Source organism: Psychromonas marina, from assembly GCF_030161115.1.
Lineage (GTDB): Bacteria > Pseudomonadota > Gammaproteobacteria > Enterobacterales > Psychromonadaceae > Psychromonas > Psychromonas marina.
The window spans coordinates 269498-282286 of sequence record NZ_BSPQ01000001.1 but is presented as its reverse complement, the minus strand read 5'-3'; the positions used below and the strand labels follow the sequence as shown (position 1 = coordinate 282286).

The following is a 12789-nucleotide window of genomic DNA, read 5'->3' as shown; positions in this document are numbered from 1 at the left end:
GGCTGACATGATGTTTTTAGATGTTAAAAAGGTTTTAGTTTCGTTACTATCTAGACCTTAAATATTTTGCTTGAAAGCAATGCGGAGAAAAATTTTGATAAATATCCTGTTGGTAGATGACCATGAATTAGTACGCACAGGGATTAGCCGTATCATTGATGATGTTCGAGGCATGAAAGTAATTGGTGAAGCAGAAAGCGGAGAAGATGCTGTAAAGTGGTGTCGCAGTAATCACCCTGATGTTGTATTGATGGATATTAATATGCCCGGTATTGGTGGTTTAGATGCGATGCATCGTATTCTTCGTATTAATGAAGATATTAAAATTATTATGCTCACTATGCATACAGAAAACCCATTTCCTTCAAAAGTGATGCAAGCGGGCGCTGTCGGTTATCTTAGTAAAGCCGCAGGACCTGATGAAGTGCTAGCCGCGATTCGTGCCGTGAATGCGGGGCAACGTTATTTAGCACCTGAAATCGCACAGCAAATGGCGTTATCACAAATTTCCCCCGTTTCAGATGATCCCTTTAGCGTTTTATCTGAGCGTGAACTGCAGATAATGATGATGATCACTAAAGGACAACGTGTTGTTGATATCTCTGAGCAGTTAAGTCTTAGCCCTAAAACGATTAATAGCTACCGTTATCGCTTATTTGATAAATTGGGTGTTAATGGTGATGTGGAGTTAACCCACTTAGCTATTCGTTACGGTATGTTAGATGCAGATACGCTATAAACTACCTGCTAACGTGTTTTATAAAACAGCGTGTAATAACGCTGTTATTGATGAAGTGACACCGCAAGGTGTCTTTTTTTTATGAGCCAATTACCCTCTGAACAGTTCTCCCCAGAAGCATTCTTAAAAACGGTTACCACTGAGCCAGGTGTGTACCGCATGTTTGATAGTAAAAACATTATCATTTATGTAGGCAAAGCGAAGAATTTAAAAAAACGGCTAAGTAGTTATTTCAGCTTAACTCAAAAACATCCCAAAACACTCGCGCTAGTCAGTCATATTGTTAATATCGAAGTGACCGTTACCCATACCGAAACGGAAGCGTTGATTTTAGAGCATAACTTTATTAAGCAATATAAACCTAAGTACAATGTATTGTTGCGTGATGATAAATCTTACCCTTACCTATTTATAAGTGATCATAAACATCCGCAGTTAACCTTAGTGCGTTCGCAAAATCGTAAACGTAAAGGCACCTATTTTGGTCCTTATCCAAGTGGTGGGGCAGTACGTGAAAGCTTGCATCTAATGCAAAAGTTATTTCCTATACGCCAATGTGAAGATAGTTATTATGCCAATCGCTCTCGCCCTTGCTTGCAGTATCAGTTAAAACGTTGTTTAGGGCCCTGTGTTAATGCGATGCCGGAATCGGAATATGCGCATCAAGTTGAGCTAGCGGCAGAATTTTTACTTGGCAAAAGCCAACGTGTGATCGATCTGTTGATTGATGAGATGCAGTTGGCCAGTGAAACCTTGGAGTTTGAAAAAGCAGCGACGCGCCGTGATCAGATTCAATCGTTAAAAAAAGTACAGGAACAACAGTGGGTAAGTGGTGATATTGAACAACTTGATGTGCTCGGTTTTGTTTATGAACACGGGATTGCCAGTTTTCATCTATTATTTGTCCGCCAAGGCAGAATATTGGGCAGCCGTAACTACTTTCCCAAAGTGCCTAAAAACTCTAACCCCGAAGAGGTGCTAACTGCATTTCTGAGCCAGTTTTATCTTTCAGGGCAAAATGGACGTGCAATTCCTAAAGAGATCTTACTCAGTGATGATTTTGCCGAGCGCTTTACCTTCACTGAACTGTTCACTGAATATTGTGGTTATAAAACCACGCTCAAAGTTGAAATGCGTGGTGAACGTGCCAAATTTGTCAAACTTGCCAAAAGAAATGCGCTAGTTGCCCTGCAAACTCACCTGAGTCAAAAGAACAATGTGCAACAGCGTTATCAGCTATTGGAAGAGAAGCTTGAGTTGATTGAACCGATCAAACGCATGGAGTGTTACGATATCTCGCATATGATGGGTGAAAAAACCGTGGCTTCCTGTGTTGTATTTGATCGAGAAGGGGCTAAAAAATCGGCCTATCGCCGCTTTAATATAACCGGAATTACACCCGGTGATGATTATGCGGCAATGGGGCAGGTATTAGCGAGGCGTTTTAGAGAAAAGCAAAGTATCGAAAATATTCCAGATATCATTTTTATCGATGGCGGGCTTGGGCAGCTTAATCAAGCTGAAACCATTATTAGTTCCCTTGCTGAAAATTTTACTGAAAAATACCCATTGCTCATTGGTATTGCCAAAGGGGTGACTCGAAAGGCTGGATTAGAAACGCTTATTTTAGCTGATAGCCATGAGATATTGGAGATTGCAGCAGACTCGCCGGCATTGCACCTTATTCAGCAAATACGAGATGAATCACACCGTTTTGCTATTACTGGGCATCGTGGTCAACGGGATAAGAAAAGACGAACCAGCACCTTAGAAGGAATTCCTGGCGTTGGTGCTAAGCGTCGTCAGTTATTACTTAATCATTTTGGTGGTTTACAGGGAGTAAAAGCGGCGAGTGTCGATGAGTTAGCGAAAATAAATGGTATTAGTGTGGCTTTAGCTGAAAACATTCATGAAGCGTTAACTTTGAAGTAATAAATAAGCGGGAACTATTTGCATTAGCAAACAATAAAATGCAAAAATAGGCGTTCTATAGAAAGGATTTTTTAATGATTAATATTCCCAATGTTTTAACTGGTTTTCGTATATTTTTAATTCCCATTTTTGTTGTTGTGTATTACTTGCCTGTTAGCTGGGCTGCACAAATGGCTGCTTTTATTTTTTTATTAGCGGGTATCACCGATATCTTAGATGGTTACCTTGCGCGTAAGTTAGATCAATCTACCCCATTTGGTGCTTTTTTAGATCCTGTTGCAGATAAAATCATGGTGGCAGTATCATTGGTCATGATTGTTGAGCATTACGCACATATTTGGGTAGCAATTCCTGCGATGATCATGATTTGTCGTGAAATATTGATTTCAGCACTGCGTGAGTGGATGGCGGAACTGGGGCAACGTGCAAGTGTTGCCGTTTCAAATATTGGTAAGGTTAAAACCTTTGCACAGATGTTAGCGTTATTTCTTCTTATCTGGCAACAATCTGAAATGATGGAGTGGGTTGGTTTTGCATCTATGTTTATTGCAACTGTACTGACGTTATGGTCAATGATTGTTTATCTGAAAGCTGCTTGGCCTGCACTGAAGAGTCAAAGTTAATATAAACGTTCAATAAAGATGAATTATTAAACGTTTAGTGTGAAAAACAATCGAACAGTTAGTAATTATAAAAAAAAGTGGCAAAGGGTGTTGACTCAAAGCAGAAAATCTCTAAAATGCGCCACATCGAAACGGGAAACGTTAAACACTTCTTGTTAAGATAAAGACTTAAATAACGATGCGGCACTAGCTCAGTGGTAGAGCACAACCTTGCCAAGGTTGGGGTCAAGAGTTCGAACCTCTTGTGCCGCTCCATTTAAGTATAAAATTTGGCGGAATGGCAGAGTGGCCATGCAGTGGATTGCAAATCCATCTATCTCGGTTCGACTCCGGGTTCCGCCTCCAAATTTTAAAGTTTTGCCCGGATGGTGGAATCGGTAGACACCCAAGATTTAAAATCTTGTGCATTCTGTGCGTGCGAGTTCAAGTCTCGCTCCGGGCACCATTTTGAAAGGCCTTGTATTTATACGAGGCTTTTTTGTAGTAAAGTTCAACTCAAAGTTTTGCCCGGATGGTGGAATCGGTAGACACCCAAGATTTAAAATCTTGTGCATTCTGTGCGTGCGAGTTCAAGTCTCGCTCCGGGCACCATTTTTAAAGAAACCAGCTTCTAGCTGGTTTTTTTATGTCTGTAATAAAATCCAGCTATCAGTTATCAGCTTTCAGTTATCAGCTTTCAGCTTTCAGTAAAATCAATAAGTGCGCCTTATTATCTCTGTCTTTGTAATCACTAATAAAAGCAGTCTTTGTTTCTAACGTGACTTTCCTTGTATTGCATGGTTCTTTGGGTATTATCACACCTCTAGATCATGCTTAATGAAAGGGCCACGACAGCTAAATGATGAATAAAAAAATATTATTAGAGCAATTGATCGCTGCATTAGAGAATGTACATCTAAATGCGGTTGTTGCGGCTACACGTGCACATGAAACCGCGACAGATAACGAGAATATTGCTGAAAACAAATATGATACCTTAGCGGTAGAGGCTGCTTATCTGGCTCATGGGCAATCAGTACGCGTTGAGCAGTGTGCAGCTGATATTGCTGCATTTAAAAGTCTTCATGCCGAACAATCTTATACAAGCGTATCGTTAGGTGCTTTAGTGCTTTTGTTAGATGAGCACGATAATGAAAAGTGGCTGTTCTTTGGACCTTGTGCTGGTGGATTGAAAGTTGCGTTTGAAGGGAAAAGTATCATGGTGGTTACTGCAAGCTCACCACTAGGTGAGGTTCTTGAACAAACTAAAATTGAACAAGAGATTAGTGTGAATATCGCTGGTAAGAAAATTAATTATGAAGTGATTGATATTCATTGATGAAAAGCTGCCAGTGAGTATTTAGCGAGTACTTCTGAAATAGAGGAAACTAGAAGCGCGCGCTTTTGATTTAAAGTTGTAGCTGACCGCTAATAGCTAAAGACTGATAGCTTTCTTGGCTTTACAAGCAGACATAAAAAAGGCGCTTTAAGCGCCTTAATATTTTAATAATCTTGTTTGGGACTTAATCTAAGTCGCCACAGAAACGGTAACCTTCACCGTGGATTGTTGCGATAATTTCTGCACCCTCTGGCACACTTTCAAAGTGCTTACGGATACGACGAATCGTTACATCTACGGTACGATCGTGTGCTTTCAATTCACGGCCAGTCATTTTCATTAATAACTCTGCACGTGTCTGAATTTTCCCTGGGTTTTCGATGAAATGTAACATCGCTCGGAACTCACTGCGTGGCAGCTTAAACAGATCACCGCGTGGACTGATTAAAGAACGGCTATCGATCTCAAGTGTCCAGCCATTAAACTTATAGTTTTCAACTTTCTGACGAACTTCTTCAAAGTAGAGGTTATCTTGCATCGTACGTGTTAATAAATTACGTGTACGGATAGTTAATTCACGTGGGTTGAATGGTTTAGTGATGTAATCATCAGCACCAATTTCAAGACCTAAAATTTTATCCACTTCGTTATCACGACCAGTTAAAAATATTAACGGGATATTTTGAATTTCACGTAACTCACGTGCTAATAATAATCCGTTTTTACCTGGTAAGTTAATATCCATGATAATTAAGTTAATATTGTTTTCACTAATGACTGTGTGCATCTCGTTGCCATCATTCGCTTCAAATACTTTGTAACCTTCTGCTTCAAAAACGCTTTTGAGTGTACTGCGTGTAACTAGCTCATCTTCAACGACAAGTATATTGGCTGTGGACATGGTTTACTCCTAATTTTAAATTCTTTAGTTACTATTCAACTCTTGCCATTGAAGCTTATTTCATAGGAAATATTCAATTAAACTGCGCGTCCTCTTTCCCTAAGCATCGTTGCCTTGCTTGAGTGTTTACAATTAAATATGTAAATGCGGCTTACCTGTTTTTAACAAATATGAGTAGTTAAATTTTTTCTGCTAATGTGTAACATCACACAAGCACTTAATTTTGCAAACAAATGTAGTTGATCTTTTCTTTATTGTAGTTAAATAATTAGTCAATGAATTTACATTTGTTGCTTTTTTGTTGATGCAAATAACATAACCTTTAGATAGACACTAAATAAGTGTGATCTGTAACGTGTTAAGGGTGCTATTTCAATGGCTGTCACTATAAATAGTTAACATTAAGATAACAACTATATTGTTAGGATTCGCTTGTATATACAAGTTGTTATTGATATGAATCAACCTGACTATTTGATCTGTTTAAAATAAGCAGAATAGTCAGCGAATTGTTTAACAGTTTTAAAAGCTTTGCTACAATGAATTCTCTTTTTTTTTCATGATAAGTTTAGTAAAGATTATGTATAGCCGTTTATTTCATCAATTTAATCTTTATTTTGCTGGTTTTTGTAAACAGGCTGTAAGCATTGTTAAATTAATGAGATAAATGACCTTTTAAAGCCCGCCCCTATTTGCGGGTTTTTTATTATATAGAAAGCAGGAATTCTAAAAATGCGCGTACTTAAATTTGGCGGAACATCGCTAGCAAATGCTGAACGTTTTAATCAAGTTGCCGATATCGTAATTAATAATCAGCAGCAGTCTCAAATTGCTTTAGTTCTATCTGCGCCAGCAGGTGTGACCAATAACTTAGTTGCAGTGGTAGAAAAAACCAGTAACGGGTTATCAGCTGAAACCCATTTGATTGATATTCAACGTATTTTTGCCGAATTAATTAAAGGATTAAAAAGTACCTATTCAGAACTTGCAGATGATCTGTTAAAAACACTTTTTGAGCGTGAGCTCTCTCACTTAGGTGAGCTACTTGAAGGTGTGCGTTTACTATCGCAATGCCCTGCGAGCATTGAAGCTCAAATTTTAAGTAAAGGTGAGTTGTTAAGTGTTGCTTGCATGAGGCAGTTATTAATTGCCAAGGGGCATAAAGTTGAAGTCATTAAACCGCAACAAAAGCTATTATCTAAAAAAGGTGGCTACCTAGAAGCGCAAATTGATATTGAAGCGTCACGTGCTCTGTTTGAAGCAGAGGGTATCGTAAAAGGTGCTATCTACTTAATGCCTGGTTTTACTGCGGGTAATGCGCAGGGTGAAACTCTTGTGCTGGGGCGTAACGGTTCTGATTATTCAGCAGCAGTTTTAGCCGCTTGTTTAAAAGCGCAATGTTGTGAAATTTGGACTGACGTGGATGGCGTTTATAGTTGTGATCCGCGCTTAGTAAAAGATGCGCAGCTATTAAGTTCATTAAGCTACGCAGAAGCGATGGAGCTTTCTTACTTTGGTGCGAAAGTTTTACACCCTAAAACAATCGCTCCAATTGCCCAGCATCATATTCCTTGTTTGATCAAAAATACCAATAACCCACAAGCACCAGGTACCTTAATTGGCGGTGAAGTTGATGATGAACTGTACGTTAAAGGTATTACGGATCTTAAAAATCTAACGTTATTGAGCATTTCAGGCCCAGGTATGAAGGGTATTGTAGGTATGGCTGGTCGTATCTTCTCTACTATTTCTCGTTCAGGCGTCTCACTGATTTTAATCAGTCAATCGTCTTCAGAGTACAGCTTAAGCTTTTGTATTCATGAGGCAGATACGGATAAAACAGTTGCTGTTTTACAAGATGAGTTCACCTTAGAGTTTGAGAAAAAGCTATTAGAGCCAATTAATATTATTGAAAACCAAGCGATTATCTCTCTGGTTGGTGACGGCATTAAAAGCACCAAGGGTGTTGCTGCACGCTTTTTAATGGCAATGAATGAAGCTTCTATTAATGTTGTTGCGATTGCAACGTCATCGGAAGAGCGTTCTATTTCTGCGGTTGTTTCAAATAAAAAATCACAGGAAGCGGTGGCTGCTTGTCATCACTGTTTCTTTGGCAGTACGCAATATATCGATCTATTCCTGATTGGTTGTGGTGGTGTTGGCGGCGCATTGGTTGATCAAATTCATCGCCAGCAAACACACTTAGCGGATCGTAATATTCAAATCCGTGTGTGTGGTGTGGCGAATAGTCGCGTGATGTTAATGGATGAGAAGGGTATTGAGCTTGATAACTGGCGCGATCTGTTAAAAGATGCAACTAATCCACTTTCTCTTTCTAAAATGCAATCATTAGTAAACGATTCTCACATTATTAACCCGGTAATTGTTGATTGTACGAGTAACGATGCAATAGCAGCGCGTTATGTTGATTTCTTAGGCGCGGGTTTCCATGTAGTAACGGCCAATAAAAAAGCCAATACCAGTAGCATGGACTACTATCGCCAATTACGCTTAACGGCATTGATGAAGCGTCGTAAGTTTCTTTACGATACAAACGTAGGCGCAGGTCTACCGGTCATTGAAAACATGCAAAACCTGTTTAACGCGGGTGATCAGTTAGTTAAATTTAACGGTATTTTATCAGGCTCATTATCATTCATTTTTGGTAAGCTTGATGAAGGTCAGTCGTTCTCTGATGTAACGACTCAAGCACGTAATATGGGCTTTACTGAACCTGATCCGCGTGATGATTTAAGCGGTACAGATGTTGCGCGTAAACTACTTATTTTAGCACGTGAAGCCGGTATGGAAATTTCACTGGATGATGTTGAGATAGAGCAAGCGTTACCACCGGGCTTTGACGATACAGGCACCGCGGATGAGTTTATGGCTCGCCTACCAGAAGCTGATGCTTACTTTAAAGAGTTGCAAGCAAAAGCCGATGAGAATAACCAAGTATTACGTTACATCGGTAGTATCGTTGATGGTAAATGTAAATGTAGTATCCAAGCGGTTGATGCTGATGACCCATTAAACAAAGTTAAAGACGGTGAAAATGCACTGGCGTTCTACAGCCAATATTACCAGCCAATTCCATTAGTATTACGTGGTTACGGTGCAGGTACTGAAGTAACAGCGGCAGGGGTATTTGCTGATGTTTTACGTACTCTGAACTGGAAACAGGAGTTTTAATATGTCATTAGTTGTTTACGCACCGGCTTCTACTGCCAATGTAAGCGTCGGGTTTGATGTATTAGGGGGCGCTTTAACGCCTATCGATGGTCAGCAATTAGGTGACCGTGTAAAAATTAGTGAAGGCAGTGAAGCGTTTAGCTTTGCCTGTGTCGGACGTTTTGCCGATAAACTACCAGATGACCCTAAAAAGAACATCGTTTTCGATTGTTATGTCGCGTTTAAAGCTGCGTTGCTAAAAACCGATACAAAACTATTAAACGTAGATATTACCCTTGAGAAAAATTTGCCAGTCGGCAGCGGTTTAGGTTCAAGTTCAAGCTCAATTGTTGCGGCATTAGAGGCACTTAATGCACTTCATAAGCACCCACTAGATGAAAACGTCATGCTTGCTATTATGGGCGAGATGGAGGGCATTATTAGTGGTGGCGTACATTACGATAATGTGGCACCTTGTTATTTAGGTGGCATGCAATTAATGATTAACGAAGGTGACATTATTAGTCAGAAAATTCCTTCGTTTCAACATTGGTGCTGGGTGGTTGCTTACCCTGGTATTACTATCTCAACGGCTGCAGCACGTGACATTTTACCTGCGCAGTATCGTTTGAGTGAAACCCTCACTTATGGCCGTCGTTTAGGCGCATTTGTGCATGCTTGTCATAGCAATCAACCTGAGTTGGCTTCAAAAATGCTTAAGGATGTGATTGCTGAACCTTATCGCTCGCAATTGATTCCGGGCTTTAAAGAGGCGCGTCTTTTTGCTGAGCAAAGTGGCGCAATGGCGATGGGTATTTCAGGATCTGGTCCAACGGTCTTTGCCGTGATGACAGACCTGAAGCAAGCTCAATCTTTGCAACATTGGTTAACGGAAAACTTCCTTCAAAACGATGAAGGATTTTGTCATATTTGCCACCTTGATGAACAGGGTGCGCGCGTGTTAGGAACAGAACTATGAATTTATACAACATCACCGACAACAGCGAACAAGTTAATTTTCAACAAGCCGTTAAACAAGGCCTAGGACGCGGACAAGGATTATTTTTCCCTGAAACGATCGCACCATTAGCTGATATTGACGCACTACTTAAAATGAATTTAGTTGACCGTTCAACAGAAATATTATCACACCTTATTGGTGATGAGCTGAGCAAAGAAACGGTAAAAAGCATTGTATCGAATGCTTTTACTTTTGAAGCGCCAGTTAAAAAAGTGACTGATAATATTAATGCGTTAGAACTTTTCCACGGTCCAACACTTGCATTCAAAGACTTTGGCGGCCGTTTTATGGCGCAGTGTCTAGCATCGTTTAAAGACAGCGGTAAAATTACTATTTTAACAGCGACTTCAGGTGATACTGGTGCCGCGGTTGCGCATGCTTTTTATGGCATGGAAAATATCGATGTGGTTATCCTTTATCCAAAAGGTAAAATCAGCCCACTACAAGAGAAACTGTTTTGTACACTTGGTGGTAATATTACGACGATTGCCATTGAAGGTACCTTTGATGATTGTCAGACGATGGTTAAACAAGCATTTGATGATCAAGAACTTAAACAGGCGATTGGTCTTAATTCTGCAAATTCAATCAATATCAGCCGTTTAGTTGCACAAATCTGTTACTACTTTGAAGCCTTTGCTCAGTTAGATGAAACACAACGTAAAGCGTTAGTTGTGTCAGTACCAAGTGGTAATTTTGGTGATTTAACCGCGGGTTTATTAGCAAAAGCATTAGGTTTGCCGATCAAACGTTTCATCGCTGCAACCAACGAAAATGATACTGTTCCTCGTTATTTAGCGGGTGAAGCTTGGACGCCAAAAACGACAATTCCTACGCTTTCAAACGCAATGGATGTGAGCGCGCCAAACAATTGGCCGCGTATTGAAGAGCTGTTTAAAGTGAAAGGTTGGTCTTTAAGTGAGCTAGGTTACGGTAAGTTAAGTGATGCAGAAACCAAAGAAACATTAGTGGCGATGGATAAACTTGGTTACTTATGTGAACCACATGGTGCAATCGCATACAGTGAGTTAACTAAGCAACTTCAAGAGGGCGAAACAGGTTTATTCCTATGTACTGCTCATCCTGCAAAATTTAAAGAGAGTGTTGAAGAAATTTTAGGACGTGAAATTTTCATTCCTGAAGAGCTTGCTTCACGTGCAGATTTAGACTTGCTTTCTAAAGAGATGCCAGTCGATTTTTCACAAGTACGAGAACTGTTAATGGCGTTATAGTTTTTTAATACTACTTTAGTATAATTAACTGAATACATTACTTAAAAGGGCGTTTAATACGCCCTTTTCTATTTGCCAAGGAGTTTAATATGGGAAAAGTGTTAAATGATTTGCTCGACCAGCTTAGTTTGGAAAAACTGGAAGAGAATCTCTTTCGTGGCCAAAGTCAGGATCTTGGATTAGGGCTCGTATTTGGTGGTCAAGTAATGGGGCAAGCTATCTCTGCCGCAAAAGAAACTGTTATAGAGGGGCATAGAGTACACTCTTTTCACTCCTACTTTTTAAGAGCGGGTAAAACAGATCGCCCCATTGTTTATGATGTAGAAAGAATTCGTGATGGTCGTAGCCTGTCAGCAAGGCGTATCAAAGCGATTCAAGATGGTCAGGCTATCTTCTATATGACTGCCTCCTTTAAAGCGAAAGAGCAAGGCTTTGAACATCAGGATGAAATGCCAGATGTACCTGCGCCAGAAGACTTAATTTCAGAGCAAGATATGGCACTGATCCATACTGATATGTTGCCTGAGAGTATTCGTGATAAATTGATTTGTGAAAAACCCATTGAAATGCGACCGGTTACTTTTGTGCATCCTATAGAGCCAGAGGTTGAACCGCCAAAAAGGTTCGTATGGTTTAAAGCTAACGGGAAAATGCCTAATGATATTCGAGTTCATCGCTATCTATTAGCCTATGCATCAGATTTCAATTTTCTGCCCACTGCATTACAACCCCATGGCGAGTCATTTTTCTCACCGGATATGCAGGTAGTCACAGTGGATCACTCTATGTGGTTTCATCATGATTTTCGTTTGGACGATTGGTTACTGTATTCGGTTGAAAGCACCGTCGCTTCAGATGGGCGTGGTCTTGTACGTGGTCAATTTTTTACCCGTGAAGGCAAGCTGGTTGCTTCTACGATTCAAGAGGGCTTGATTCGTAAGAAAAAGGTGAAAGTTAAAGCGAAAGAAAAGAGTGAAGATAAGTAGCTATTAGTTTTCAGCCGTCAGCTATCAGTTAAGTCAAAACCACAAGGCACTATCAGGTTTTGACTTAAGGTTTGTAACTGAGCGCGATAGTTAATAACTGATCGCTTTCTTAATCTCTTTAAAGCTATTTTCCCAATGTTGATAATCAATGGCTATGGAATGAAACTTGCCATTAATACTCATGACCAACGAAGGAAAGCCGCGAATAGGTAATGAATGAGCCAACTCTATTTCAGCCATTAATTTTTGTTGTGTTTCTGAAGTTAATAACTTGTCACTAAACTCCGTTTCATTTATTCCTAATTGTCCTGCTAGCGCAATAAGCGTACTGTCATCGGATGGGTTTTTTGCCTGTAGATAATAAGCTTGCTGGATTGCAAATTTCATCTGCTCTTCTAAGCCAAACTCCCTTGCGATTAAACATGCGCGGCAAGCAGGGTAAGTTGAACGTCTTGGTTGGCAATCTTGCCAAAAATCAAAATTGAATTGAGTACCTAGCTGATTCGCTATTGTATGCCATGTTTTCGCTAAAAATTGTTGCATATCCTCTGGCATCGGCGCATCAGAATCTGCTGCTAACCCACCTAACAGGTAACTCACTTCAACTTCTGGCAATTGTGTTTGTAGGGCATCTTTTAACGCTAGCCAAGTTGGACGGTAACCCCAACACCAACTACACATTGGGTCGTAAACATAATAAAGCTGTATTTTGTTTAGTGATGATTTTGACATATGAAATCCTATTCGTTGTGATGTTCAATACTCATGACCGTTATCTAGTTATACCATCAATATCTTACTATGTACTTATGACACTACTGTTTTTGTTATTTATATGAACTCAAAAAGTTAAATAGTATATTGAA

10 protein-coding genes and 4 tRNA genes are annotated in these 12789 nt (G+C 39.8%); 12 read left to right on the top strand and 2 right to left on the bottom strand.

What is annotated here, in order from left to right; genetic code table 11:
• The first annotated feature begins 94 nt into the window (after window positions 1–94).
• The 8 genes from uvrY to QQK09_RS01370 all read left to right on the top strand — a co-directional run bounded on the left by uvrY (window position 95) and on the right by QQK09_RS01370 (window position 4612).
• Entirely contained in the window at window positions 95–739 is a 645-nt protein-coding gene (uvrY, locus tag QQK09_RS01405) for a UvrY/SirA/GacA family response regulator transcription factor (RefSeq protein WP_284202315.1), read from the top strand.
• Between the two features lie 81 nt (window positions 740–820).
• Window positions 821–2671 (top strand): excinuclease ABC subunit UvrC, encoded by a 1851-nt coding sequence (gene uvrC / locus QQK09_RS01400; RefSeq protein ID WP_284202314.1) that lies wholly within the window; start codon window positions 821–823, stop codon window positions 2669–2671.
• 74 nt (window positions 2672–2745) lie between these two features.
• Entirely contained in the window at window positions 2746–3294 is a 549-nt protein-coding gene (pgsA, locus tag QQK09_RS01395) for a CDP-diacylglycerol--glycerol-3-phosphate 3-phosphatidyltransferase (RefSeq protein ID WP_284202313.1), read from the top strand.
• Window positions 3295–3474: 180 nt separating this feature from the next.
• A tRNA-Gly gene (locus QQK09_RS01390) sits at window positions 3475–3549 on the top strand.
• 16 nt (window positions 3550–3565) lie between these two features.
• A tRNA-Cys gene (locus QQK09_RS01385) sits at window positions 3566–3639 on the top strand.
• Between the two features lie 14 nt (window positions 3640–3653).
• A tRNA-Leu gene (locus tag QQK09_RS01380) sits at window positions 3654–3739 on the top strand.
• 60 nt (window positions 3740–3799) lie between these two features.
• A tRNA-Leu gene (locus QQK09_RS01375) sits at window positions 3800–3885 on the top strand.
• A 247-nt stretch (window positions 3886–4132) separates the two neighbouring features.
• Window positions 4133–4612 (top strand): transcription elongation factor, encoded by a 480-nt coding sequence (locus QQK09_RS01370; RefSeq protein ID WP_284202312.1) that lies wholly within the window; start codon window positions 4133–4135, stop codon window positions 4610–4612.
• Between the two features lie 184 nt (window positions 4613–4796).
• On the opposite strand, the gene arcA is transcribed toward QQK09_RS01370, so the two are convergent.
• Window positions 4797–5513 carry a two-component system response regulator ArcA gene (arcA, locus tag QQK09_RS01365; protein ID WP_284202311.1) on the bottom strand — a complete coding sequence of 239 codons (717 nt, stop codon included), beginning with the start codon at window positions 5511–5513 and terminating at the stop codon, window positions 4797–4799.
• Window positions 5514–6245: 732 nt separating this feature from the next.
• Between arcA and thrA the strand changes: the two genes are divergently transcribed.
• The 4 genes from thrA to tesB all read left to right on the top strand — a co-directional run bounded on the left by thrA (window position 6246) and on the right by tesB (window position 11923).
• On the top strand, window positions 6246–8705 hold the full coding sequence (thrA, locus tag QQK09_RS01360) for a bifunctional aspartate kinase/homoserine dehydrogenase I (protein WP_284202310.1): 2460 nt from the start codon (window positions 6246–6248) through the stop codon (window positions 8703–8705).
• Between the two features lies 1 nt (window position 8706).
• Window positions 8707–9663 carry a homoserine kinase gene (thrB, locus tag QQK09_RS01355; protein WP_284202309.1) on the top strand — a complete coding sequence of 319 codons (957 nt, stop codon included), beginning with the start codon at window positions 8707–8709 and terminating at the stop codon, window positions 9661–9663.
• Window positions 9660–10937: a threonine synthase gene (gene thrC / locus QQK09_RS01350; RefSeq protein ID WP_284202308.1), complete on the top strand. Its 1278-nt coding sequence runs from the start codon at window positions 9660–9662 to the stop codon at window positions 10935–10937. The genes thrB and thrC overlap by 4 nt, the downstream gene beginning before the upstream one ends.
• Window positions 10938–11026: 89 nt before the next feature.
• Complete coding sequence (gene tesB, locus QQK09_RS01345) at window positions 11027–11923, top strand: acyl-CoA thioesterase II (RefSeq protein ID WP_284202306.1); 897 nt, start codon at window positions 11027–11029, stop codon at window positions 11921–11923.
• A gap of 90 nt (window positions 11924–12013) precedes the next feature.
• On the opposite strand, the gene QQK09_RS01340 is transcribed toward tesB, so the two are convergent.
• Window positions 12014–12655, bottom strand: coding sequence for a DsbA family protein (locus QQK09_RS01340; protein ID WP_284202305.1), 642 nt, complete (start codon window positions 12653–12655; stop codon window positions 12014–12016).
• Between the last annotated feature and the right edge of the window lie 134 nt (window positions 12656–12789).

Excerpts from the sequence above, each read along its gene's own strand:
- uvrC (WP_284202314.1), top strand. The coding sequence starts at position 821 with ATGAGCCAATTACCCTCTGAACAGTTCTCCCCAGAAGCATTCTTAAAA.
- pgsA (WP_284202313.1), top strand. The coding sequence starts at position 2,746 with ATGATTAATATTCCCAATGTTTTAACTGGTTTTCGTATATTTTTAATT.
- QQK09_RS01370 (WP_284202312.1), top strand. The coding sequence starts at position 4,133 with ATGATGAATAAAAAAATATTATTAGAGCAATTGATCGCTGCATTAGAG.
- arcA (WP_284202311.1), bottom strand. The coding sequence starts at position 5,513 with ATGTCCACAGCCAATATACTTGTCGTTGAAGATGAGCTAGTTACACGC.
- thrA (WP_284202310.1), top strand. The coding sequence starts at position 6,246 with ATGCGCGTACTTAAATTTGGCGGAACATCGCTAGCAAATGCTGAACGT.
- thrB (WP_284202309.1), top strand. The coding sequence starts at position 8,707 with ATGTCATTAGTTGTTTACGCACCGGCTTCTACTGCCAATGTAAGCGTC.
- thrC (WP_284202308.1), top strand. The coding sequence starts at position 9,660 with ATGAATTTATACAACATCACCGACAACAGCGAACAAGTTAATTTTCAA.
- tesB (WP_284202306.1), top strand. The coding sequence starts at position 11,027 with ATGGGAAAAGTGTTAAATGATTTGCTCGACCAGCTTAGTTTGGAAAAA.
- QQK09_RS01340 (WP_284202305.1), bottom strand. The coding sequence starts at position 12,655 with ATGTCAAAATCATCACTAAACAAAATACAGCTTTATTATGTTTACGAC.